Consider the following 25,968-nt stretch of genomic DNA (forward strand, 5'->3'; position numbering starts at 1 on the left):
GTTTTATAGATTGATTAAATGTATAAAATTAACAGGAATCAGGGATAATAAATACTGACAAAAAAAAACATTAAAACAGAAGTCTGTCTTAATGTTTTTTAATTAAAATTGATATGAATGATTGAAGTTATGTTATTTGATTTTCCCTGGGAAACGGTATTCCAGGTTTTGTTTTTCTTCTGCTATGATACTTTTTCCGATTTGAGCAGGTGAAAAAGTTTTAGGATACAATGTATTATTCCAATGATCTTTCCAGGGAGAAATGTTACCCCAAGAGTATATGCTTATGGGATTTGTATAGTGTTTTTCAATATTTTCCCTGGCTGTTTTCAGTTCTTCTTCAGACAAATGTTCTTCGGAACAGGAGGCCAGAGCAGCTCCGGCAATTAATACTGAGAATATTTTTCTGGTAATTTTCATACTATTTTTTTGAATTAGAATTTATAGTTTACCTGTACAGCAAAGTTTCTTGGCTGGATCTGATCAATGTATCCTCCTCTGAAATAAGAGCTGTACCCTACGCTGTCAAAAATATTATTAAAGAATACTCTTATTCCCATTCCGTTTTTCAAGGTATACCCTACCTGAGCGTCTACCGTAGTGTACTCCGGCATATCGAAAGGTTTATCTCCTGGTTTCACACTGTTCATGTGGCCTGCTGTAAATGTTTTCTGAGTCCATTCATCAACCGGTCTTTTTCCTACATAGTAAATTCCTGCACCTACATCAAGTCCTGATAAAGTTCCTTTGTTGAATTTATAATTCAACCATCCGTTTGCAGTGTGTTTAGGAGCATTCATTGGTGCAGATCCGTTGATGTAAGCCGGGCTGTCCTGATATTGTGCATCCAGATAAGCCCATCCAGACATCACCTGAAGGTTGGGAAGAATTCTTCCGATTAATTCTACTTCAACTCCTTTTCTTCTAAGATTTCCTGCAAGACCATACATGGTTTGTTTGTCAATTACTACAGGATTGTAATTTTCATCAAGGATGGTGAAAGAAAGGTGATCCGTTTTAATGTCAAATACTGTTACGTTAAATCTTAAACGCTCATTGAACCAGTCTGATTTAATACCTGCTTCCCACTGTTTAGTCATTGATGGACCTACTCTGCCCCCGTCTAAAAGGAAGTTATTGGCAGATCTTAAAGAGGTTGTTGTGGTGTATGATCCAAATACGTTCACGTTTGGAAGCGGAGAAACAATTAATCCGAAATTAGGATTCCATGTATCTACAGACTCGTTAGCAGAACCATTCAATCTGCTGTAACGGACTCCTAAATGTGCTTTTACATATTTCCCGATCGTCATTACATCCTGAGCCATAGCCCCGATACTTGGTGTCAGTACTGGGTTTGATCTTCCAAGGCTTTTGTAAATAACATTTACAGGAAGCTGATTTGGAATACTTCCGTTTACTACATCAAAAATATCCAGTGGATTGGCAGCATAAGTTGTACTTCCAATTTTTGTAGCACGAGCGGTAATTAAATTCCCCGGTGCTATTGAGTTTTTATAAGCTTCATAGGTTGTTGATGAAGTTTCTGTCTCTCTCCAGTCAAAACCAACCTGGAATGTATGATTAATAAATCCTGTTTTTATCTGTTCTCCGATGAAGTCTAACTGTAATACTTTATTGATATCTTCACCCTGCGATTTTCCTATGGTACGCTGTCTGATATTATAGTTCGTTTCACCTGCCGGTAATGATACGGATGAAGCTTCGGAATCAGTGTTGCTTACAGAATTAACGAAAGCTGCTCTTACTTTTAATTTATCGGTAACGTTACGAACGATTGTCGTAGCGAAGTTGAAAGTTTCTGTTTTTGAATAATCAGATGCGTATCCTAAAAACTTTCCTTTTGGCATATGATATAATGCTTCAATGGTTCCCGGAGCAAGATTAATAGTTCCTCTGTCCGGTGTTCTTTTATCATGCAGATAATCCATTTCCACATTGATTAATGTTTTATCATCCGGACGGAAAGCAATTGATGGGTTTACATAGATTCTTTCTCCTTTTACATGGCTTCTGAATGAATTGTTATTCTGATATGCCCCATTGAATCTAACTGCTACTTTACCCTGAGAATCCAATACTCTCTGGAAGTCTACTGTAGGTCTGTAAAAATCCCAGCTTCCATAGCGGAATCCTACATTAGTCTGATCAATAAACTGTGGTCTTTTCGTCACCACGTTGATCACCCCTCCTGCAGAACCAAGACCATTTCCTATTCCCTGTCCAATGGCTGCAGACCCTTTGATCACCTGAATGCTTTCAACTCCCTGCATATCTGTGATCATCCCCGCAGTACGGAAATCTGAATCCAGCTGAACTCCGTTTTTCAATACGGGAACTCCACGGTATCCCCTGATAGACATACTTTCGTTTCCTCCACCATAACTTGAAAATAAGGTTACCCCCGGAACATTTTTGGCAACATCAGTGACTGTAAGTGCTCCTAATTCTTCAATTGCTTTATGGGAAATTACTGAAATACTCTGAATCTGGTCTCTGGTTTTCAAAGGCAATCTCGTGATTGCATCAAGACCTTGCGGCTGTTTCTTTTTTTCACCAAATAATTCTACTTCTTCAATTTTCTTGTGTTTAATTGAATCATTTACTGTCTGTGCATTGGCCAGAACTCCACCCAATACAAGCAGAGAAAAGGATACTACTTTATTCATCTGATAATTTTTTACAAAATTATTATTTTTATTAATTCTAAATAAATAAAGAAGTGTGACATATGTCACCATGAAAAGCCCTGTTAATATCAGATCATTAATCCAATAAGATGACTCATTACAATCATCAAACATATCTGATCTATTATTAAGACAAATCCTTTAAAGCTTTTTTATGATTACAGAAATTTCAATTCAAAAAAAGCAGATTTAATGCATTACAAACCTGCCTTTTTGCTATTGATGTAGTTATATAAAATAGCATATACATAAAAAAATCCGTTCCTAAAAAGGAACGGATTGTATAATCATTGCAAAGTATGCATTTATCACACTTTAATTTCAACGTCTACACCTGAAGGAAGTTCTAATTTCATTAGAGCATCAACAGTTTTAGAAGAAGAAGAGTAGATATCCATTAGTCTCTTGTGAGCTGAAAGTTGGAACTGCTCTCTTGCTTTCTTGTTTACGTGCGGAGATCTCAATACTGTGAAGATTCTCTTATTCGTTGGCAATGGAATTGGACCGTTTACAACAGCACCAGTAGCCTTTACCGTTTTTACGATTTTCTCAGCAGACTTGTCTACCAAGTTGTAATCGTAAGATTTTAGTTTTATTCTGATTCTTTGTGACATTTCTTTAATTTAAAAATTAACCTTTTGCTTTAGCTATGATTTCTTCAGCAACGTTTTGTGGAGTAGCCTGGTACTTCTCTAATTCCATAGAAGAAGTAGCTCTTCCTGATGAAAGTGTTCTTAGAGTCGTTACATATCCAAACATTTCAGAAAGTGGAACAGAACCTTTGATTACAACAGCACCGTTTTTCTCTTCCTGACCACTGATAGTACCTCTTCTTTTGTTAAGGTCACCAATGATGTTACCCATATATTCTTCCGGAGTTACAACTTCCAGTTTCATAATAGGCTCCATAATTACTGGCTTAGCAGCACGTCCCGCTTCTTTAAATCCTAATTTAGCAGCCATTTCAAATGAAAGAGCATCAGAATCCACTGCGTGGAAAGATCCATCTTTAAGAGTAACTTTAATACCTTCAACTTCGAAACCAGCCAATGGACCGTTCTTCATTGCAGCTTTAAATCCTTTTTCAATAGCAGGAACAAATTCTCTAGGAACGTTACCACCTTTGATCTCATTGATGAATTCTAAACCAACTTTACCTTCGTCTGCAGGTCCTAGTTCAAATACAATGTCAGCAAATTTACCTTTACCACCAGATTGTTTTTTGTAAACTTCTCTGTGTTGAGCAACTTTTGTTAAGTTTTCTTTGTACTCTACCTGAGGTTGTCCCTGGTTTACTTCAACTTTGAACTCTCTCTTCATACGGTCAACAATGATATCTAAGTGAAGCTCACCCATACCAGAGATAATCGTTTGTCCAGAAGCTTCGTCAGTTCTAACAGTAAACGTAGGATCTTCTTCTGCCAGTTTAGCTAAAGCGTTACCCATTTTATCCTGGTCAGCTTTGGTTTTAGGCTCAACAGCGATACCGATTACCGGATCAGGGAAAACCATCGATTCAAGAACGATTGGATTTTTCTCATCACACATCGTATCACCAGTTTTGATAGACTTGAATCCTACCGCTGCACCAATATCACCAGCTTCAATATATTCTACCGGGTTTTGCTTGTTAGCGTGCATCTGATAGATTCTTGAGATTCTTTCTTTATCTCCTGAACGAGAGTTCAAGATGTAAGAACCTGCATCCAGTCTTCCAGAGTAAGCTCTGAAGAATGCTAATCTTCCCACAAACGGGTCAGTAGCAATCTTAAATGCAAGAGCTGCGAAAGGCTCATCTACAGATGGCTTTCTTGTGATTTCAGCGTCTGTTCTTGGATCAGTACCTTTGATATCATCCTTATCTAATGGAGAAGGCAAGTATTTACATACTGCATCCAACATAAACTGTACTCCTTTGTTCTTGAATGAAGAACCACAAGTCATTGGGATAATAGATAAATCGATAGTAGCAGCTCTCAATGCAGCATTGATTTCTTCTTCTGTAATTGAATCCGGATCTTCAAAGAATTTCTCCATCAAAGTTTCGTCATATTCAGAAACAGCTTCTACTAGTTTCTCTCTATATTCAAGAACTTCATCTTTCATATCTTCAGGAATTGGCACTACTTCGAAAGTAGCTCCTTGTCCTGCTTCATCCCAGATGATCGCTCTGTTTTTAATTAAGTCAACAACACCTTTGAAATCTTCTTCAGCACCGATTGGTAAAACGATTGGAACTGCGTTAGATCCTAACATTTCTTTAACCTGATTTACCACGTTAAGGAAGTCAGCACCTTGTCTGTCCATTTTGTTTACGAATCCCATTCTTGCAACTTTGTAGTTGTCAGCAAGTCTCCAGTTTGTTTCAGACTGAGGCTCTACTCCATCTACTGCAGAGAATAAGAATACCAATCCATCCAATACTCTTAAAGATCTGTTTACCTCTACTGTGAAGTCAACGTGTCCCGGTGTATCAATGATGTTGAAGTGGTAAGGTTTAGTTTCTGGTAAAGCTTTTCCTTGATCTGTTGGAAAGTTCCAAGAACAAGTGGTAGCTGCAGAAGTAATAGTAATACCTCTTTCTGCTTCCTGCTCCATCCAGTCCATTGTAGAAGCACCATCGTGAACCTCTCCAATTTTGTGGTTTACCCCTGTATAGAATAGAATCCTTTCTGTAGTGGTAGTCTTACCTGCATCAATGTGAGCAGCGATACCAATATTTCTTGTGTATTTAAGATCTCTTCCCATTTCAGATTAGAATTTGAAGTGTGAGAAAGCCTTGTTAGCTTCCGCCATTTTGTGAGTATCAGATTTCTTTTTGAAAGCAGCACCTTCTTCTCTTGAAGCAGCTACAACTTCATTAGCTAATTTCAAAGCCATAGACTTATCATTTCTAGCTTTAGAATATTTGATTAACCATTTCATTGCCATAGAAATCTTTCTATCAGCTCTGATTGGCATAGGGATCTGGAAGTTTGCTCCACCTACTCTTCTGGAACGTACTTCTACGTGAGGCATTACATTTGTAAGTGCATCTTTCCAGATTTCAAGTGCAGTTTTTTCGTTATCTCCTTTTTTAGTTTCTACGATATCTAATGCATCATAGAAAATTTTGAATGCGATTGACTTCTTACCGTCAAGCATTAAATTGTTTACGAATCTCGTTACCAATTGATCATTAAATTTCGGATCTGGTAACAACGGTCTTTTTTTCGCTTTTGTCTTTCTCATTGCTTTTGTACCTTATTTAATGATTATTTTTTCTTTCCTTTTGCAGGAGCAGCAGCTGCTTGTCCTGGTTTAGGTCTCTTAGCTCCGTACTTAGATCTTCTCTGTGTTCTTCCATTTACACCAGCGGTGTCTAATGCACCTCTTACGATGTGGTAACGTACTCCCGGTAGGTCTTTCACCCTTCCGCCTCTAACCAATACTATCGAGTGCTCCTGAAGATTGTGTCCTTCGCCCGGGATATAGGCATTCACTTCTTTACCGTTAGAAAGTCTTACCCTTGCTACTTTTCTAAGTGCAGAGTTAGGTTTCTTAGGTGTAGTTGTATATACTCTCGTACATACACCACGTCTTTGTGGACAAGAATCTAGGGCAGCCGATTTGCTCTTCTTGGCAAGCGTGGCTCTTCCTTTTCTTACTAATTGTTGAATAGTAGGCATTTAATTGCTTTTTATTTTAGGGTGCAAAAATAGTAATATTTTTTTAATCTACAAACACTTATATAAAAATTAAAATCAAATACTTACATAAAAATAAAAGACGTTTCAATATAACAATACGGAAAATATAATATACATGAGGAAAAGGGGAAAAAATATACTTTTTTCAAGCTTAAAAAAAAGCGTATTAAATAATTGTGAAATTTATTGATTCCTGATTTTCAATATTTTTTCCTTTAAAATAGATTCCGGAGATCAGATCTGATGTATTTAAAACTTTCTTATCCTGTAGAATTTAAACTTCAATTTTAATTCTACATAAGATAGCTTTGGATCCATTCAATCATGGTATCGTGCTGAAGATGCAAGAGAACCAATAAATAAAAAACACCGGAAAAAATAAGATACGAAGATTTTATTGCGTTATTATTAAATGATATAACTCCGGAATCATTTCTTTTTAACAGCAATGTAAAAACAATAAATAATAATGTGGAATAAATATAATTCCATCTCATCCAATCAATTCCGAGATAATATAAAGGAGTAACCCAAAGAAGACAGATCACATTACAGAAAAGATAGTTATAAAATGATTCTTTTTTAAACAGATAAACATAGAGTCCCATTTGAAATACCATGATAAGAAGCTCAATAGCATGAACCAGAAATGATAATTTATACTGAAGAACATAATTAAAATCAAAATAATATTCCATATCAAAAATATTCTCTTTCTGAAAAACTACCCCTCTGCTTTTCAAAATAGATAAACTTTCTCCTTCGTTCACATTTCCACCAAAAAAATAGATAATTCCCATAGTGGCAAAAGCAGCTACTGTAATAGACAGGAAATATTTAATATTAATTTTCTGCCACTTGGAATAATTAATCCATAATAAAAACGGAAAGAAAAAAAATCCTGCCTCGTGTATGAAAAGAAAAATGACATAAAAAATCCATAATAACGCATCATTAAGCTTAGATTTTTTTACAAAAGAATACCAAAGCATTATAAGAATCAGTATGACTTCTCTTCTGCCAGCATTTCTCACAGTCAATGCAGGAAATAAAAGAATATAAGGAGAGGCCATTATGGCCAGATAAAAAAGATCAACTTTATATTTTTTCAAATATAAAAGTGTCCCATACAGAATTCCTGAAAGACTCATGATCTGAAGAATAAAGATTTGAAATTGTAATTTCAGTCCCGTTATATCCTGTATATAAAAAAACATTTCTCCCAAAAGACCTCTTCTTTTAAAACCGCCATCTGTATAGTTGATCAGCCAATCAGAAAGAGTCCAGGCTGAAAATGGTTCATCAGCCTTAAGATATAATGCTATAAAAACACCTATATAAATCAGTACAATTACAATACTGAAATATTTAACCAGTGATCTTTCTTTATTTTCAGGCATATTGATGAGAGTATCGAAAAGCATAAGAGTATATAATTTCTGAGGTATATTTTAGATAAGCACAATATTAATATTTCCAAACTATATTTAAAAACTTTCTTATAGTTATGATCTATTAATAACCAGGAGAGTTCGGCACGATATTTCGTAAATTTGAAGTATACAAAATGATAAACCATCAATCACATCAACAAAGCTTCATCCCATACTGAATGGAAGCAGTGATTGTATCTAACCTTAAAAAAATAAATATATACATATGAAAAATGCTAGTATCATTGGCCTTAAAGAAGCCGATTGCAAAAAGATTTCAGAAAAATTAAACGTTTTACTGGCTAACTATTCTGTATTCTATCAGAACACAAGAGGTTCACACTGGAATATTAAAGGAGAGCAGTTCTTTACCCTTCATCCGAAGTTTGAGGAATTGTATAACAGCCTGGTTTTAAAAATTGATGAGATTGCAGAAAGAATCCTTACGCTAGGAGCTACGCCTGCACATAATTATTCAGATTACCTGAAAGTAGCAACCATTAAAGAAAGCAAAGAAGTAACGGATGGCACTAAAAGTGTTGAGCAGATTCTCAATTCATTCAAAGTGGTAATTGATCTGCAGAGAGAACTTCTGGACATTACAGATGAAGCGGGAGACGAAGGTACCAATTCGCAAATGAGCGACTATATTACCGAGCAGGAGAAAGAAGTTTGGATGTACAACTCTTATCTTGGAAAATAACTCCATCATGGAAATATTTCAAAAAAATCGCCTTACATTTAGGCGATTTTATTTTTTATTTTTATATTTGCGTTAAAATTACACATATTATGAGCGACGTAAGGTTAAACTCTATCCTTGATAATGATTTCTATAAAATAACCATGCAGAATGCTGTGGTAAAGCTATTCCCGAGTTCTATTGTAAAATATGAATTTATCAACAGAGGGAAACACCACTTTCCTGAGGGGTTTGACGTTGCTTTAAGAGAAGCTGTCAATAAAATGGCCGAACTTAAACTTTCGAAAGATGAAAAAAAGTTCATGGCAAGAACATGTCCTTATATAGATCTGCCCTACCTCGATTTTTTAGAAGGTTATCATTATGACCCCTCTGAAGTAAAAATTCATCAGGAAGGAGGTGATCTTTCCGTCATCGTGGAAGGACTATGGTACAGAACGATACTTTGGGAGGTTCCATTGCTTGCATTGATCAGCGAACTTCATTATGAAATGAACCACTTGGAAAGAGATTCCAACGAAGTGGTCATGAGTAAAACAATAGAAAAAGCGGACTCGTTGGGCAGGCTTGGAGTAACGTTTGCAGAATTCGGGACAAGAAGAAGACACTCTTACAAGGTACAGAATCTGGTAATGGAAGCTTTAACCCAGAAAAAAGAATCTACTTTTATCGGAAGCTCAAACGTTCATTTTGCGATGAAGTATGGTGTAAAACCCATCGGAACACATGCTCATGAATGGTTTATGTTCCATGCTGCCGAATATGGATTCAAAATGGCCAACGAATTGGCACTGGAACACTGGGTAGATGTATACAGAGGAGATCTTGGAGTAGCCCTGTCTGATACTTATACTACAGATGTATTCTTCCAGCAGTTTGATAAAAAATTTGCCAAGCTTTTTGACGGCGTGCGCCATGACAGTGGTGATGCTTTGGAATTTGCAGATAAAACCATTGCCCACTATCAAAATAATGGGATAAACCCAATGTTTAAATATATTATTTTTTCCGATGCTCTTAATCTTGAAAAAGTAGAGGAAATTACCAATTATTGCAGAGGAAAAATAGGCATATCGTTCGGGATCGGAACCAATCTCACCAATGATGTGGGGTTAAAACCCATGAATATCGTAATGAAACTCATCGGCGTACAGGCTCCCAATAAAGAATGGATTCCTACAGTAAAACTTTCCGATGAACATGGTAAATATACCGGAGATCCAAAGATGATCGAACTGGCGAAAGAATTTTTAAGAATAAAAGATTAACCATAAAAGCGCAAAATGATGAAAAAAATAGCAATCCTGTGCGTAGTTTCTCTTTCTGTAATTTCATGTACCATTTATACAAAAGGTGAAGATGGTAAACCTGGAGTTCCTGCAAAATCAGCTAATGCAGAAACTTCATCAAAGAAAGATGAAAAACCAAAATTCAATCAGGAACTGGCAACCTCTTTAGGAGCCGATAAATATGGGATGAAACCTTATACAATCGTTATGCTGACCTCGGGTTCCGTTAAGATTGAAGACAAAGCCAAAATGGGCGAGCTTATGAAAGGTCACATGGCTAATATTGGTAAACTGGCAGATGAAGGTAAAATTGTTGTGGCCGGCCCTTTCCTTGAAAAAAATAAGGAAAACTACCGCGGTATGTTTATTTTCAATACCAAATCTAAAGAAGAAGCAGAGCAATGGGTAAAAACAGATCCTGCAGTTCAGGCTGGCGTTTTCAGTTATGAAATTTTCCCTTGGTATGGTTCTGCTGCCCTGCCTTTATACCTTAAGCATCATGATGAAATTTCGAAAGAAAATCCTTAGATAATTAATCCCCACCTATTCAAATGTAAAATTAGTAATTTCAAACAAAAAGAGCAAAATACTCAAAACTATTTAAATTAAGATCAAAAACACAATTAAATTACTTGTCAAATGTAAATAATAATAAATATTTGGTTTTATAACAAAATAGTATTATATTGGTAAATAAAACTTTTACCAATATGAAAAAATTACTATTCTTGAGCTTTACGGCGCTCTCTATAATGGGCAGCGCTCAGATTTTAGTCACAGAAAGTTTTGAAAACGGAACTTATCCTGGTTTTACAATTACTGGTGGATACACCGCAACTCCTACTACCTATATTGTAGGGAATTGTGACGGCGCAATATCCATAGGTGCTGAATCATACGGCTCCAATACTGCCAACAGAACTATAAACCTGTTATATACCAAACCGGCAAGTGTAACTGCCAATGGAAAAAAAATTGATATTTCTTTTTCATATTCAACAATTGCTTATGATACTTCAAGTTTGATCGGAGGAAATATTAACGTGGAATACTCTACAGACGGCGGTACCACATATACACCGGTTAGTACTCCTATTACATTAACTTCGGCCGCCCAAACCTGCGCTTCATATACAGGTACAATCCCTGAAAGTGCCAATGTAAACGGAAATTTTATACTCCGAATTCAAACAGTAGGTACTACGGGAACTACTTATGATTTTTACAGTTTTATAGATAATGTAAAAATTAAACAGGAGGTTACTGCCACACCTGCATGTACCACTATAAGTGCTCCTGTAAATGGTGCAACCGGAGCATCTGTACGTCAGCAGATTTCCTGGGCAGCAACAGCCGGAGCAGAATCCTATAAAATTAAAGTAGGTACTACTTCAGGTGCCTCCAATATCTATAGTGGAACCACATTTAACACATTCTATACTCCTACAGCATCAAGTGCTTTTCCTCAAAATACAACATTATATGCAACTGTAACTCCTACCAATGCTTTAGGAGATGCTACAGGATGTCCGGAAATTTCATTCACAACCGGGGCTAATCCTTTTGCTCCTTATTGTGGCCCTCTTCTTGCTAAACTTGGTGTATATCCTATATCCAATGTTGTTTTCAGTGATATGACAAACGCCTCCAGCGCTACTGCAAATACAGGTAACGGCCAGGAAAACTTCACCAATAAAATAGCCAGCGTTATAAGAGGTACTTCTTATCCTATAAGTATGACAGGTACTTCAGTTGGCACCACCAACCGATTCGGATTTACTGTATTCATAGACTGGAATCAAAACGGAAGTTTTGCTGATGCTGGTGAATCTTACTTTGTTACTTCCGATTTTGCAGGAGGTACCGGCACACCTTTAACTGTTAATAAAACTATCGCTGTTCCCGCTACTGCCACTTTAGGGAACACCAGAATGAGAATTAAATATCATTTTAACAGCTCAACAACTTCCGTAAGAACAGAATTATCTAATCCATGTGCGGATCTTAGCCAAGGCCAGGCAGAAGACTACACCATAAGTGTTCAGGACGTACTTTCTACTTCAGACATCAACCTGAACAAGAAAACAGAGATCTCTGTTTACCCTAATCCATTTAAAGATGTACTTAGAATTTCTGATACTAAAGGCGTAAAATCTATTATAGTGAGTGATGTTTCTGGCAGACAGATCAAAACCCTTAGCCCAAGCAATGAACTGAATCTTTCTGAACTGAATTCAGGACTATACCTGATCAATCTTCATATGGAAGATGGAACTGTAAAAGCGATTAAAGCAATTAAAAAGTAAAGTTCTAAGAAATTTTATAATAATAAAAAGGTTATCCCAAAATGAGATAACCTTTTTTACTTACATAATGATTAGATAAAATGATCCCTCTTGAAAAAGATTATTATAATTTAAAAGCATTATAACAAAGAGAAATATCTTGCTTCAATGAATGAATTAATTTAATGATTTCAGCACTTAAGCAGCTTATTTTAAATAAGTTAATCAGAAATCAAACTAATTAAGAATTAATCTCATGAAAAAAATGAACTTTACAAAGCTTACAAGAACAGAACTGAAAGATGTATTCGGCGGAACATTGTATCCGGCAGAGTGTCCGGGAGGATGCCATGGTGAAGCTATGATCAGATGTCCTGACGGCACAACCACTATGACTAATTTTATATGCATGGGCGGAACCTGCCAACCTGCAGCAATATGCAGGCCATTGATTATTGAACCTTTTCCTGATCCGATTATAATAACGCCGTAATCAGATAAACAACAGAGAATGTTTAAAAAGTAAAAGAGACTGTCTTCTGTGACAGTCTCTTTTTTTATCATTATAACTTTAAATTAAAAAATATCGCTACCAATGATATAGCCATTTGTACCATTTATTTTTTTAACTGCATTATTATTAAACCTGTATTTATTATAGATACCAATATTTGGAATATATCTTAAAATATTACCTTCCCTCATATATATCTTATTGGTATAATTATCCTGTTTCAAATCATTATCAGGTGTCAAATCAGCTCCACGTTCTACTGTTGACAAATTGCTTGGACTCACAGTAGCAATCTCACCACTGGTAATATTAAATAATCCATAAAGTGTCATAGGGCTTTGAATATATCTCAGTTTGTTTTCAAACATAAAAAAGATCTGGTTGGTAGCAGGATTTCTTACAAAATTACCATTCACAAGATTGGCTGTGTTTGTATAATCCAGTCTCACCTGATTGTCAATTAAATACTGATCTATATAAGCTTTTAATTGAGCCTTCTTTACAGGATCTTTAACCAACTCATAAAGAGGCACCAAACCATTACTTCCAAATTCTACCAATACCGCATTAGCTGGTGTTGAGCTGTTTTGCCAGCTGGAAATATTAATTTTAGGATTTGCCTGGTCAAGGTTTAGCTCTCCCACCAAACTCTTCGATGGATCTCCACCTCTGGTTTTAAAGGATAATTTTCTGGAAAAGTTTTTACTTGATTCTGATGTATCGATGTCGTTATCAACATTAGCATCAAAAATACTCTTTACCCCAACTTTGACTCCAACTCTGGCTGCTTTTTCACGGCTTTGATTTGTGGTTTCAGATTGAAACATAACATCTAACTTGGCACCCGTGTAAATATCAACTGCAACGTGAGTACCATAATCGTTTACAAGCTGTGCAGGACTATTGGACTGCAAATCGATGGAAAACTCAGGGGTCAAATAATCAGATAATAATGCAGGAGTAGCATTAAATCTGAATCTTCTTTGTTTGATTAAAAGATTATAACTGCCATAAATGTACTTTGCATCAAACTTATTGGTAGTAGTGTTGCTAACTGCGGAACTAAAAGTAACCGAAATAAGTTTTTTAAATAAAGAGAAACCAGCTGAAGCTCCTACTTTCGTTGATACCATTTTTGAATAAGCTTCTGCATTTTCTCCATATTCTTCAAGATACTCCTGAGAATATACATTATCAGTAATCAATCTGCCCGCCTGTTCGTTTTTAAATCTTTCAATATCAATCACCTGATATCCTGAGGAGTTAGAATTAGCATATTCTCCCGTTGCGTTATATCCGTACCCTAAAACATCATAAATACCATCACCGGCACTTTTAGCAAAACTTCTCCCTGAATTTTTTTTTGAGTTTTCATTTAGGCTAGGATTTTCCAGCTCCTCAGTGGAGCAAGAAGCTGCAAACAGTAATATAATACTGGCAAAAAAGAAACTTAGTTTTTTCATAATTTTATTTTAAGTCCACAAACTTAATTTTTTGTATCCAAAACACGAATGACATAAATCATAAATAAGGGAATTAACACAAACTCTTACTCAATATATTGTGATAAAGTATTTTCTCAATATCTTTAAACAAAAAACCATCATGAAAACTATTGAGGAAGTTCTTAAAAGACTGGATGAAATCATCATCTGGTGTAAAGAAAATCAAAGTCCGGCTGGATATTTTGCCTGTACATACAGAATTATGACCGCACAGGTTCTGAAAGGTATTCAACAAAAAAAATTTGAAGACAATCCGAGGATGACTTCGCTTGACATTGCATTTGCACAGAGGTATCTTCAGGCATGGGACAGCTACAGCAAAGGAGAAAAATGCACCAATTCCTGGTATATTGCTTTTGAAGCGGCTAAAAACAAAAATCTGCTGATATTACAGCATATATTTCTGGGAATGAATGCACACATCAATCTGGATCTGGGTATTTCTGCTGCTTCCATCATGCCTTACCGGAAAATAAACCCCTTGAAAAAAGATTTTGAAAATATTAATAATGTTATCGCTTCCATTAATCAGAATGTACAGAATTCACTGAATAAGATCTGTTATCCTGTAGATCTTGTTGACAAACTTTCCAATGGAAAGGATAATGCCGTTCTTGATTTTGCTATTTCAAAAGCAAGAGATACTTCATGGGCAACGGCAGTCATTGCCTCCAACACTCCCAATTTCTTACGGGAATCTGTGATTGGCATTGTAGATTATGCAGCAGCAAAAGTTGCTACCCAAATCCTGAATCCGAAAATCTTAACTCCTGCTCTTTTAAAGGAACTTAAAAAATGTGAAAGCAGCGATGTGGTGAAAAATATTGAGATTCTGGAGTCTACAAAAACTTCATAAAAAAGGCCGGGATCTTCCTCACGGATCCCGGCCTCATAATGAACAAAATGAAAGAAACTATAGTGCTTCCTTATGCTTTTTGCGATAGGCATAATGGAAAATAATAGGCAGTACAGTAAATGACAGCAGCATACAGATAATTAATCCTCCAACAATCATAATGGCTAACGGTTTCTGAATTTCAGAACCCATTCCGTTGGACATCGCTGCGGGAAGAAGTCCCATAGAACCCATCAGGGCAATCATCACCACCGGGCGGATTCTGCTTTTCACTCCCAGTGCTATGGATTCTTTGAGTGACATTCTGTTTTGCAGATTCTCTTTCATAACTCCGATCAGAACGATACCGTCTATGGTAGCCACTCCAAACAGGATGATAAACCCAATTCCCGCTGAGATCCCGAAGATGGTTCCTGTAAACCACAGGGACAAGAATCCTCCAATGAAAGCAAATGCCAGCGTAATGGACGAAATCAGCGTATCTTTTATGTTTCCGAAATTGAAATACAGCAGCATCAGAATAAGAACTAAAGAAATCGGTACTACCATAGCCAGCTGTTTTGCCGCTCTTTCTTTACTTTCAAATTCTCCGGCCCACGTCATTTTATGATTTTTCGGAAGCTTCACTTCCTGATCTACTTTCGCTTTGGCTTCTTTGATGGTACTTCCCAGATCACGCCCTTCAATATTAAATCCAACTCCGATATATCTGCTGTTTCCTTCACGGTAAATAAATGACGGTCCGGTGTGATAATCAATGGTTGCAATTTCTTTCAGCGGAACTTTTTTATTGTCCTGAGTCGGGATCAGAATATTTCCCATCTTTTCAGGTGTATCTCTGTAATCTTTTTCAAATCTGAGCATTACATCAAACATTCTTTCCTGTTCGTAAAACTTGGTGGCAGCCTGCCCTCCGATTGTCATTTCAATGACCGCCTGTGCATCTGCTGTGGACACTCCATATTTTGCCATCTTGGAATCGTGAAGCTGTATTCTCAGCTCAGGAAGTCCGATATTTTTAAAAACATTCACATCGGATATTCCCGGAACTGTTCTGATGGAATTGGCTACTTTATTGGCATAATTTTCCAGCTCAAATAAATCATTTCCAAAAATTTTAATGACCAGCGGTGCTTTTACTCCCGCTACATACTCTTCTACGTTATCCTGTATCGGCTGGCTGAATCCAAAATTGATACCCGGAAATTTCTCAAGAGAGACTCTCATTTCTTCAAGGAGTTCTTCTTTGGATATTTTTTTCTTCCATTTATTTTCCGGCTTCAGCTGAATATTAAATTCGATATTAAAAAATCCGGTGGGATCTGTTCCGTCATTGGGACGGCCTGTCTGGGTCATGACAAATTGTACTTCATCATATTTCATGAGAATCTCCTTCATTTCTTTGGTTAACCTAACAGATTCATCCAGATTGACACTGTTGGGAAGGGTTGCTCTTACATAGATGGCACCTTCGTTCAGTTTGGGTAAAAATTCAGATCCGTAATTGGAGAATCTCCATCCACAAACGGCAAGCAAAGCAACGAAACCAATAATGAATCCTTTTTTGTGACGATCACTGAATTCGTAGATTCTATAAATATTAACTCTGAAGAATCTCGAAATAAAGTTTTCTTTTTCTTCGATGTTTTTTGTCAACAGCAGCTTACACATTGCCGGAACATAGGTTAAGCTTAAAATCAATGATCCCAATAATGCATATCCCAGTGTAAATGCCAAAGGAGAGAACATTTTACCTTCTACTTTCTGGAAAGAGAAAATCGGCATCAGGGCAACGATAAGAATCAACAGGGCAAAGAAAATATAACTTGCCACACTTCCTGCGCTTTTCTTGATGATTCCCAGTTTTGAAATTTTATTGAATCTCCGAAGCCCTATCTTTTTCGCTTTAAGCTCGAGGGCGACAAAGACGTGTTCGACAATAACCAGTGTTCCTTCCAGAAGCAGCCCAAAGTCCAGTGCTCCCATGGAAATCAGGTTGGCCGGCAGACCCTGAATTTTCAGCATAATAATAGCAAACAGAAAAGCCAAAGGAATTACTGATGCTACGATGAAAGTCGTTCTCCAGTTGTAAAGGAAAATAAATACAATGACGGAAACCAGAATGATTCCTTCAATAAGGTTTTTGGAAACGGTATGAACGGTTGTGTTCACAAGCTCCGTACGATCAATGATTGGAACAATCTTTACATCACCGGGAAGCTCTCCGCCATTCAGTTCTTGTATTCTGTCTTTCAGCCTTGCAATGACTTCGCTTGGATTTTCACCACGAAGCATAATCACAATTCCTTGTACAACATCATTTTCTTTGTTGTATCCTACCTGTCCTAATCTCGGTTTTGCAGAAACTTTTACTTCGGCAACGTGCTTTACCAAAATAGGCGTAGAACCTTTTACCTCGATCTGAATATTTTCTATATCTTCTTTTTTCTCCAAAAGACCGATCCCCCGCACTACATAGGCCTGATCACCTTTTGCCACTACATCTCCTCCTACATTGATATTACTCTTCGAGACTGCTTCATACACATCCAGGGGGGAAAGGTCGTAATTGTGTAATTCTGTAGGATTAATTTTTATTTCATATGTTTTTTCTTCTCCGCCAAAGCTCACCACATCTGCCACACCAGGAACGGCCAGCAATTCTCTTTCTACCACCCAGTCCTGAATGGCTGTCACTTCTTTGATGGGAAGCTTACTCTTGATAATGTATCTGTAGATTTCGCCTGTAGCACCGGAAGGAGGTTCAATACTGTACTCTGCTCCGGCTGGAAGCTCCACATTTCCGAGTTTATTGGAAGCATATTGCTGTGCATAAAAATCATTGACATGGTCATCAAAAATAACCGTCACCACAGATAATCCGAATAAGGAAATAGAACGTACCGAAGTTTTATTCGGGATGGCATTCATTTCCTTTGAAATGGGTAATGTGACAAATTTTTCTATTTCCTCAGCACTTCTCCCCGGCCATTGGGTAATCACTCTTACCCTTGTATTGGTAACATCCGGAAATGCTTCAATGGGTGTATGTATGTAGGAATAGATTCCTCCAGCCAGCAATAGAAAAGTTCCCAAAAGAACAATCAATGAGTTTTTTAACGAGAAGGAAACTATATTCTGTACAAATTTTCGCATTACTTCGTGGAATTATTTAATTGGTTTTTCAGATTTTCATAGATCAGCAGTCCGTTGGAAGCAATAACATTTTCACCCGGTTTTAAATTGCCTTCTACATAGATATATTGACTGTTGGAAGCGATTTCCGTTACGGGTCTTATCTCAAGCTCACAATCCTTTTTATAAACCACGACATAGCTTTGGTTATTATCAAAAATTAAAGCTTTTGCAGGAATTGCCAATGCGCTTTTGTTTTGTGAGTTGATGGGTAATACAACATCCGCGGACATTCCCGGCCTCAGTTTCATTCCATTATTATCCATAATGATTTTGGCTTTGAGTACCCTTTCGTTTTCATTGAAAACCTGGGAAATGGTATTAATCTTACCTGAAAAACTGTCATCAGGATAAGCAAGTGTTTTTACCACAACCGGCTGATCTGCATAAACGTGTCTCATATTGGTGGCATATACATTGGCCATTACCCAGACTTTATCCAGGTTGGAAATGGTAAACAGCTGATCTCCTCCTGCGGTAACAGGCATTCCTTTGGAAATATTCTTCGAAATAACATATCCGTCTGCAGGGGCTTTGATCTGAATCGTACTTCCTCCTGCAGAATACAGCTGCATATTTTTCTGTGTCTTGGAAATATTGGACTGTAATATTGCAACTTCGGAACGTGCTTCCTGCAAATCTTTCTGAGAGGCAATATCATCTTTATACATAGCTTCTACAGAGGAAAGTTTTCTTTTCGCAACAGCCAGCTGTGCCTGTAAGGTCTGCGTATCATCTTGCATTTCATTAACAGCTGTACTTTTTACACTGGCCAGCGTCTGTCCCTTTTTTACATAGTCACCAAGAGAAAAATAGGTATCCATCACCACTCCATCCACAAGGCTCACAAAAGGAACTGTTTTATCAGAATTACTTTCTACTTCTCCGGTAAGTGTAATACTTTCTTCTATGGGAAGCATTTCTGCCTTAGCCAGTTTAATCTCTTTTTTAAGTTCTTTGCTGATGCAATAAGCTTTTTCAGGTTCTTTATTTTCTACTTTTCCGGCACAGCCTGTAAAAATAATGAGGGCAGACAGGTAAGCTGCAGCGCTGTATTTAGTAATATTTTTGTTCATAGCTTATAAATCTTGTCCTACAACATACTGCAGGTTTTCGTAGTATTGATTCAATTCTTTTTTAGTATCCAGGATAATCATTTTATTTCCGATGTAGGTATCCAGAAAATCCATGTACTCCAGCATGCTGATATTTCTGAGTCTGAAGTTTTTCTCGTGGCTTACCAGCAAACCATCGAGTGTAGCTTCATAATGGTCATCAATTTCTTCCGAAACCTGTTGTGTTCTGATATAGTTTCTGAAAACAGAGACAATTTCATTCTCAGATTTCAGCATGTTTTTGCGGGTCTCAAGCTTGCTTTTCTCGATCTCAAGCTTCGCTTCCTGAATATTTCCTTTATTGCGGTCGAAAATGGGCAGATCAACAGAAACTCCCAGCCCTATAAAGTCTTTCATAATATTTCCTCCCCGGTCATAGCCTATAGAAACGGCAACATCGGGAGTCTTCATGGCGTTTTGAATTTCCAGATTTTTGGAAGCATGCTTCTCTTTATTTTTTGAGATCATAATATCCGGGCGGTTTTCTTTTGCTTTTTCTATCCATTGAGTTACTTCCAGCTCTGAAAGTTGTTTTTCAGGCATAACAAATGAATCTGAAATCTCCAGATAGGTTTGGGAAGGCAACATTAATAGCGCTTTCAGTTCTACCTGCTGATCTTCAATTTCCTGTTTTAATGAAACCAGCTTCTTTTTAAATTCAATTTCCTGTGCTTTTAAGCGGACATATTCAGCTTTACTGATATTCCCAAGGTTTAATTGATTATTATAGGATTTTGTTAATTTCTCAATGGAAGCAATCTGCCCCTGATAGATTTTCTGTTGTTCCTGATTGTAAAGAATTTCAGTAATGGTATTTCTGAGCGTCTTCTTAAGTTCACGTAAAACTTCCTGCAGTTCATACTTCTCACCTTCCACTTCTATTTTCTGAAGTTCGATATTTTTCCTTCTTTTACCCGCAGTCTGAATCACCTGTTCTATCTCGGCAGAAATCTGAGTACTTTTTCCCCAGTTTCCGATGAGCGCAGGCTGCTCTTCGATATCATAGGTTCTCCATAAATTAACTTCGCTGACACTCAATGTGGGATTAGGCCAGTATTTAGCCTGAACAGCTCTCGCCTCGGCTTGTGAAATTTCAAGCTTCTGCGCAATAAGGTCAAGGTTTTTAGCAAGAAAAATAGTTTCAGCCTCCTTTCTGCTGATTTTCATAGTGTCTGAAATCTGTGCAGAAAAGAAACTGAAACAGGGAATATAAAATAGGGTAAAAAATAGCTTCTTCAAAGTCTTTTTATTTAAGACCACAAAGCTATTTGTCTTATATTAGAGGGAATTGTAAAGAAAATTAAAATTCGGTTAGTTCAACATTAGAGTTTGATTAGAACTTTTTTAAAACACTAATAACACAAATATTTTCACTAATGACACGATTATGAATAAGCCGGAAATTCAAGAAGCACATTAGTCCCGACATGAACAGCAGAATCTATTTTCATGACAATATGATGATGATCAAAAATACTTTTAGAAAGGGATAATCCAATCCCACTGCCTTTCACCGTATCTACATTTTTTCCTCTGTAGAACGTTTCAGCTATTTTCACAAGATCATCAGCCGGAATTCCTCTTCCTTCATCTCTGACCTCAATATTCAGCTGATTGCTTTTTTCTGATAATGTGATCACTATAGGTTTGTCATAGGAATATTTAATCGCGTTTTCTACAATATTATATAATGCAAGGTAGAGAAGTGTCTCGTTTCCCGGGAATTCCAGCAAAGCAGGTTTTGTTACCTGAAGCTGTATTTTGATAGATGAATTGTTTTCTTTTGCTTTGGGTTCTAATTTTTCATAAATTTTCCAGATCAGCTCATCTACTCTCATGAGTTTGTGAGAAGACTCCAGTTTTGTCATTCCGGACATCAGCAAAAGATTGTTGAGAATATTTTCAATCTCATACACGTTTTCCAGTGACTGCCTTGCCACTTCTTTATATTCTTCCGGTGTACGGTCTTTTTGGGCAAAGACTTCCAGATTTCCGGATATTGCCGCTAAGGGCGTTTTGAATTCATGAGAAACATAATTGATAAAGTTCTGCTGCAGAAGCACATTTTCAGAAATTCTGCCCAGCAGTTTATTATAAGATTTAATAAGATCTTCAATCTCATCATTGGTATTCGTGGAAGTAATAATTGCCGTAGAGAGGTTATTATATTCCACTTTATTGATGCGTTCCACTACATTGGAAATAGGTTTATAAACCACCTTGGAAAGATATCTGCTCAGAAAATAAATCGCAAGCAGACCAATGACCAATACCGAAAGCATGATAATAGCCAGTCTGAGAATCTGCGACTGGAAAGAATCGTTGGAAGATTTCACGAAAACCACAAAATCTCCCTGATTGTCCGGATAAAAAATCCCGTAATAGAATTGATTATCAGACATAAACTGTATTCCTTTGTTGTTTCTGACAGCCTGTAAATGGGACAGTTTTATATTCTTATCGTTCAGATTATGTCCAAAAGTAACTTCATTATTCTGATTATAAACTGCTACCCTGTTATTCTGAATCAGATGATTGTATTCTTTTTTGATCTGGGCATGTCTGTCTTTGGGAAGCTCATCTTTTTCAAGATAATAAATAGCAGAAATTAACGCCGTATTCCGCAGCTTTTCAAAATAGAAAATCCTGGTACTGTCATAATAGGCAAAAAATATCACCGCAGATGTAATGATAGAAACAATGCCGAATGAAAGGCTTGAAATAAGGGTAAATCTGTTTCTGAGCGTCATTTTCAGTCTTTGATCAAATAACCGGTTCCTTTTACCGTATGAATAATTTTATGTTCTGTCTCATCAATCTTATTACGCACATAGGAAATGTAAACATCTACTACATTCGTTGTATTATCAAAATCAATTCCCCAGACTTTATGCAAAATCTGGGTTCTGCTCAATACCTTATTTTTATTCTCCATCAGGAAAGTAAAAAGTTTGTATTCCGTAGGGGAAAATTCTATTTCTTTACCGTTCTGAGTTACTTTATGGAGATCCGTATCAATGGTGATATTGCCGCATGATAAAAGCTGATCGTCTTTCTGATAACTTAATTTATTTCTTCTGGTTAACGCTTTAATTCTTGAAATCAGTTCTTCAAAATGGAAAGGTTTTGATAAATAATCATCAGCGCCCATGTCCAGCATTTTGATTTTATCATCAGGACTGTTCAAGGCACTTAAAACCAAAATCGGAGTATAATTTCCTTTAAATCTGATAATCTGTGTAAGCTGCATTCCATCCAGTCCGGGAAGCATGATATCCATTAAAATAATATCAAAATCATAGGTATGAAGAAGCTCACGCGCCTTTTCCCCGGAATCTGCCAGGGTTGTAATATAGCCAGCCTCGGAAAGGCCTTTTATCAGGAAATTACTGATTCTTTGATCATCTTCTACCAACAAAATATTCATAAGTCTCTGAAATTTCCCATAAATATAAGTATTCTTCTTCAGAAAGGAAGATGGAAGATGGATGCTGGAAGAGAGAAGTAATGGAGCTGCTCTATTCACTAGCCTCAGACATTTCATCAATCTTTTAAAATAGTAGAACAAACAGGCGGTATTGTTCATACAGCTTCCAGCCTTTTTTCATAATTTTGGAAGATGGAGATGATCTATTTAATTATTGGGTTGGTTGCCGGTGGTGTACTGGGCGCGGTTATTTTATATTTTGCACTGAAATCGTCAATGGTTTCCAGAAGTTCTTATGATGCACTGAATACCTTATCTATTAAAAATCAATCTGATCTTGAAAATTCCAATCTGAAAATTCAGGAGCTTCATCAGAATATCAGTAAAGAGAAAGAAGCCAATATGCTTCAGCAGGATCTTTTGGATGATCTGAAAAATGAATTTTCTAAAATATCCGCCGAATATTCTTCTTTAAACATCCAGTTTCAGGAGTTAAAACAAATCAATCAGAGACAGACTTCTCAGATAGAAACCCACATTCTTGAAAAACAGACTCTTTTTGCTAAAAACTCTGAGCTTTCTGCTAAAAACGAAAGTCTCCAACAATCACTTGATACACAGAAAGAAGAAATTATCAAGATTCAGGAAGAGTCTAAACTTCAGTTCGAAAACCTCGCGAATAAAATTTTAGAAGAAAAGACAGAAAAGTTTACGGCTTTAAATCAAAATAACTTAAAAAATATCCTTGACCCTTTTCAGGAGAAAATTGCAGACTTAAAAAACAAAGTTAACGAAGCCTATGAAAAGGAAAATAAAGAGCGTTTCTCCCTTGCTGAAAAAGTGAAGGAACTGGCGGAACTGAACCAGCAGATTTCCGAAGATGCCAAAAAACTGACCCGCGCTCTGAAAGGAGAAAGCAAAACACAAGGGAACTGGGGTGAAATGATTCTGGAAAGTATTCTTGAAAAATCGGGACTGGTAAAAGGAAGAGAATATTTCCTGGAGCATGAATTACGCGATGAAGACAACAAAGCTTTATTCTCCGAATTTTCCGGAAAGAAAATGCGACCTGATGCCGTTGTAAAATATCCGGACGAAAGAAATGTCATCATTGATTCTAAAGTGTCACTGACTGCTTTTACCGAATTGGTAGACGAAACCGACGCCGATGTTTATGCCATAAAACTGAGCCAGCACCTTGGATCTATCAAGAATCATATTAATCAGTTAAGTCAAAAAGCATACGATGACTATGGAAAATCATTGGATTTTGTGATGATGTTCATTCCTAGTGAGCCTGCTTATATTGCTGCAATGCAGGCGGATCAGAATCTTTGGAACTATGCCTATGAAAGAAGAATCCTTCTGCTTAACCCAAGCAATCTGATCACTTCCCTTAAGCTGATTGCCGATCTTTGGAAACGCGAATATCAGAACCGAAATTCTATTGAAATCGCTGAACGAGGAGCCAGACTCTATGATAAATTCGTTGGCTTTGTAGAAAACCTGGAAAAAGTAGGCAGAAATCTGGATCAGGCTAAAAATGTATACAATGATGCTTACAAACAGCTTCATACCGGAAATGACAACCTGGTGATCCAGACTCAGAAATTGAAATCATTAGGCATTAAAAATAAAAAAGATCTGCCTCAAAGTCTTATTGACAACAGCAGTTTCACAGAAACATCAGAAAGCTAAACCTCAGAAAAGCTATTCCCCTTAGTTATTGGAAGCAGTATTCTTCTGAGCAAGCTATGTTCGGAATAAAATGGCTATTAATTGACTTTATGACCATTCTTATCTTTTTTTTAAATGGAAAAATAAACTCCATTTGAGACTACTCGGAAAACCATTTTTGTTAAAACCAGAGAAGTTCAATCATAAATTTTGCATAATTTTGCAGCATGTTGATAGAAAGTTTTCAAAACGATAAAATAAAAAATGTCACTAAGCTTCTTACTGACAACAGGTTTCGTAAAAAATCAAAAGTTTTTGTAGTAGAAGGACAGCAGGAAAATGAAAGAGCCATGCAGTATGATTTTGAGCCGCTGGAGTTCTTTATCTCTGAAAATATCTTTAAAGGAACTCTTCCCGATGGAAAAATCCATTATGTAAGTGAGAAGGTATATGAAAAAATCGCTTACAGAGGAAGTTCCGAAGGAATTATCGGCATTTACCATACTAAAGAAAATTCACTTTCATCATTTGTTCCTAAAAAAGATTCTACGGTAATTATTGTTGAAGGTGTAGAAAAGCCAGGAAATCTTGGTGCTATTTTAAGAAGCTGTGAAGCTTTTGGAGTGGATGCACTGATTGTTGCTGACGGAAAAACTGATTTCTACAATCCTAATGTAATCAGATCCAGTGTTGGCTGCCTTTTCGGGATGGAAGTATATCAGGCTGAAAACGAAGAAACATTGGAATTCCTTCAAAAAAACAGTTTTAATATCTATACAACGATTATGGACGAAAGTGCTGAAGATCTTTATAAGAGAGATTTCAGACAGCGTTCTGCGGTATTATTCGGTACGGAACATTCCGGACTGAGTGATTTCTGGATCGGAAAAGGAAAAAACACGCTTATTCCTATGGCAGGAAGTATTGATTCATTAAATCTGAGTAATGCTGTGGCTATTACGTGTTATGAATCTCTGAAGCAAAAGAAGGGATAGACTATTGGTCTTATTTTTTATAGTAAAGAGATTACTTCACCTGCGGCCCGCAAATGACTAAACATAAAAAAACCGTTTCACTGGGTGAAACGGTTCTTTTATTGTTAAGCGTATGCTAGAATTATTTCTTAGCAGCATCTTTAGCAGCATCAGCAGCACCTTTAGCAGCATCAGCAGCACCTTTAGCAGCTTCAGCAGCACCTTTAGCAGCATCTTTAGCAACTTCAGCACCAGCAGCAGTAGTAGCAGCAGCAGCATCTTTAGTAGCTTCTACAGCAGTAGTTGCAGCAGAATCAACAACTTTAGCAGCTGAATCAGAAACTACAGCAGCAGAATCAGCTACAGTAGCAGCAGCAGAATCAGTTGTACCTTCAGTAGCAGTAGCTTCAGTTTTTTTACAAGCAACTAGAGAGATTGCAGCGATAGCAGCTACGAATAATGACTTTTTCATAATAAATTAAATTTAATTTTGTTAATATTGTTTTATAAAATTTTCTTCTGTTCTGTTATTTGAACAAGACAAAGGTAGAGCAGTTAGAAAGTTTGTCTATGAAAAATAATTGTAATACCTTTG

Annotated in this window: 22 protein-coding genes; 8 read left to right on the top strand and 14 right to left on the bottom strand. The window is 36.7% G+C overall.

What is annotated here, in order from left to right; translation table 11 throughout:
• Positions 1-132: 132 nt before the first annotated feature.
• The 7 genes from C8D70_RS03770 to C8D70_RS03800 all read right to left on the bottom strand — a co-directional run bounded on the left by C8D70_RS03770 (position 133) and on the right by C8D70_RS03800 (position 7,824).
• A complete protein-coding gene (locus tag C8D70_RS03770) occupies positions 133-420 on the bottom strand; it encodes a hypothetical protein (RefSeq protein WP_110366430.1) in 288 nt (95 codons plus the stop codon).
• Between the two features lie 14 nt (positions 421-434).
• Positions 435-2,690, bottom strand: a complete 2,256-nt coding sequence (locus C8D70_RS03775; RefSeq protein ID WP_110366599.1) for a TonB-dependent siderophore receptor — start codon at positions 2,688-2,690, stop codon at positions 435-437.
• A gap of 329 nt (positions 2,691-3,019) precedes the next feature.
• Positions 3,020-3,325, bottom strand: a complete 306-nt coding sequence (rpsJ, locus tag C8D70_RS03780) for a 30S ribosomal protein S10 (RefSeq protein WP_002661363.1) — start codon at positions 3,323-3,325, stop codon at positions 3,020-3,022.
• A 16-nt stretch (positions 3,326-3,341) separates the two neighbouring features.
• Positions 3,342-5,459: an elongation factor G gene (gene fusA, locus C8D70_RS03785; protein WP_076597006.1), complete on the bottom strand. Its 2,118-nt coding sequence runs from the start codon at positions 5,457-5,459 to the stop codon at positions 3,342-3,344.
• 6 nt (positions 5,460-5,465) lie between these two features.
• Positions 5,466-5,942, bottom strand: coding sequence for a 30S ribosomal protein S7 (rpsG, locus tag C8D70_RS03790; RefSeq protein WP_062673583.1), 477 nt, complete (start codon positions 5,940-5,942; stop codon positions 5,466-5,468).
• Between the two features lie 23 nt (positions 5,943-5,965).
• Positions 5,966-6,379: a 30S ribosomal protein S12 gene (gene rpsL / locus C8D70_RS03795; protein WP_002983146.1), complete on the bottom strand. Its 414-nt coding sequence runs from the start codon at positions 6,377-6,379 to the stop codon at positions 5,966-5,968.
• Positions 6,380-6,693: 314 nt separating this feature from the next.
• A complete protein-coding gene (locus C8D70_RS03800) occupies positions 6,694-7,824 on the bottom strand; it encodes a hypothetical protein (RefSeq protein ID WP_146212848.1) in 1,131 nt (376 codons plus the stop codon).
• A 235-nt stretch (positions 7,825-8,059) separates the two neighbouring features.
• On the opposite strand from C8D70_RS03800, the gene C8D70_RS03805 reads away from it, so the two are divergent.
• The 5 genes from C8D70_RS03805 to C8D70_RS20645 all read left to right on the top strand — a co-directional run bounded on the left by C8D70_RS03805 (position 8,060) and on the right by C8D70_RS20645 (position 12,603).
• Entirely contained in the window at positions 8,060-8,536 is a 477-nt protein-coding gene (locus C8D70_RS03805) for a Dps family protein (RefSeq protein ID WP_110366432.1), read from the top strand.
• An 89-nt stretch (positions 8,537-8,625) separates the two neighbouring features.
• Positions 8,626-9,804, top strand: coding sequence for a nicotinate phosphoribosyltransferase (gene pncB / locus C8D70_RS03810; RefSeq protein ID WP_076597009.1), 1,179 nt, complete (start codon positions 8,626-8,628; stop codon positions 9,802-9,804).
• Between the two features lie 15 nt (positions 9,805-9,819).
• Positions 9,820-10,353, top strand: a complete 534-nt coding sequence (locus tag C8D70_RS03815; RefSeq protein ID WP_228402607.1) for a YciI family protein — start codon at positions 9,820-9,822, stop codon at positions 10,351-10,353.
• 182 nt (positions 10,354-10,535) lie between these two features.
• Positions 10,536-12,131, top strand: a complete 1,596-nt coding sequence (locus C8D70_RS03820; RefSeq protein WP_136521098.1) for a GEVED domain-containing protein — start codon at positions 10,536-10,538, stop codon at positions 12,129-12,131.
• A gap of 235 nt (positions 12,132-12,366) precedes the next feature.
• Positions 12,367-12,603 (top strand): hypothetical protein, encoded by a 237-nt coding sequence (locus C8D70_RS20645; RefSeq protein WP_146212849.1) that lies wholly within the window; start codon positions 12,367-12,369, stop codon positions 12,601-12,603.
• Between the two features lie 83 nt (positions 12,604-12,686).
• On the opposite strand, the gene C8D70_RS03830 is transcribed toward C8D70_RS20645, so the two are convergent.
• A complete protein-coding gene (locus C8D70_RS03830) occupies positions 12,687-14,087 on the bottom strand; it encodes an MAC/perforin domain-containing protein (RefSeq protein ID WP_110366434.1) in 1,401 nt (466 codons plus the stop codon).
• Between the two features lie 142 nt (positions 14,088-14,229).
• Between C8D70_RS03830 and C8D70_RS03835 the strand changes: the two genes are divergently transcribed.
• Positions 14,230-14,985, top strand: coding sequence for a DUF5995 family protein (locus C8D70_RS03835; protein ID WP_110366435.1), 756 nt, complete (start codon positions 14,230-14,232; stop codon positions 14,983-14,985).
• Positions 14,986-15,042: 57 nt separating this feature from the next.
• Here the strand turns inward: C8D70_RS03835 and C8D70_RS03840 are convergent, their stop codons facing one another.
• The 5 genes from C8D70_RS03840 to C8D70_RS03860 form a co-directional block, all read right to left on the bottom strand.
• On the bottom strand, positions 15,043-18,141 hold the full coding sequence (locus C8D70_RS03840) for an efflux RND transporter permease subunit (RefSeq protein ID WP_110366436.1): 3,099 nt from the start codon (positions 18,139-18,141) through the stop codon (positions 15,043-15,045).
• Positions 18,141-19,256, bottom strand: a complete 1,116-nt coding sequence (locus C8D70_RS03845; RefSeq protein WP_110366437.1) for an efflux RND transporter periplasmic adaptor subunit — start codon at positions 19,254-19,256, stop codon at positions 18,141-18,143. Before C8D70_RS03845 ends, C8D70_RS03840 begins: the two co-directional genes overlap by 1 nt.
• 3 nt (positions 19,257-19,259) lie before the next feature.
• Positions 19,260-20,534, bottom strand: a complete 1,275-nt coding sequence (locus C8D70_RS03850) for a TolC family protein (RefSeq protein ID WP_228407972.1) — start codon at positions 20,532-20,534, stop codon at positions 19,260-19,262.
• A 146-nt stretch (positions 20,535-20,680) separates the two neighbouring features.
• The gene (locus tag C8D70_RS03855) at positions 20,681-22,045 is read right to left on the bottom strand and encodes a sensor histidine kinase (RefSeq protein WP_110366439.1); all 1,365 of its coding nucleotides are present in this window, start codon (positions 22,043-22,045) and stop codon (positions 20,681-20,683) included.
• A gap of 2 nt (positions 22,046-22,047) precedes the next feature.
• Entirely contained in the window at positions 22,048-22,722 is a 675-nt protein-coding gene (locus C8D70_RS03860) for a response regulator transcription factor (RefSeq protein ID WP_076597035.1), read from the bottom strand.
• Positions 22,723-22,914: 192 nt separating this feature from the next.
• Between C8D70_RS03860 and rmuC the strand changes: the two genes are divergently transcribed.
• Together rmuC and C8D70_RS03870 are read left to right on the top strand one after the other, a co-directional pair.
• Positions 22,915-24,420 (top strand): DNA recombination protein RmuC, encoded by a 1,506-nt coding sequence (rmuC, locus tag C8D70_RS03865; RefSeq protein WP_076597017.1) that lies wholly within the window; start codon positions 22,915-22,917, stop codon positions 24,418-24,420.
• Positions 24,421-24,626: 206 nt separating this feature from the next.
• Positions 24,627-25,394 (top strand): TrmH family RNA methyltransferase, encoded by a 768-nt coding sequence (locus C8D70_RS03870; RefSeq protein WP_110366440.1) that lies wholly within the window; start codon positions 24,627-24,629, stop codon positions 25,392-25,394.
• Between the two features lie 121 nt (positions 25,395-25,515).
• Here C8D70_RS03870 and C8D70_RS03875 read toward each other — a convergent pair whose 3' ends face one another.
• On the bottom strand, positions 25,516-25,845 hold the full coding sequence (locus tag C8D70_RS03875) for a hypothetical protein (protein ID WP_076597019.1): 330 nt from the start codon (positions 25,843-25,845) through the stop codon (positions 25,516-25,518).
• Between the last annotated feature and the right edge of the window lie 123 nt (positions 25,846-25,968).

It is taken from the genome of Chryseobacterium sp. CBTAP 102, assembly GCF_003201365.1.
In the GTDB taxonomy this organism is placed as follows: Bacteria; Bacteroidota; Bacteroidia; order Flavobacteriales; family Weeksellaceae; genus Chryseobacterium; species Chryseobacterium candidae.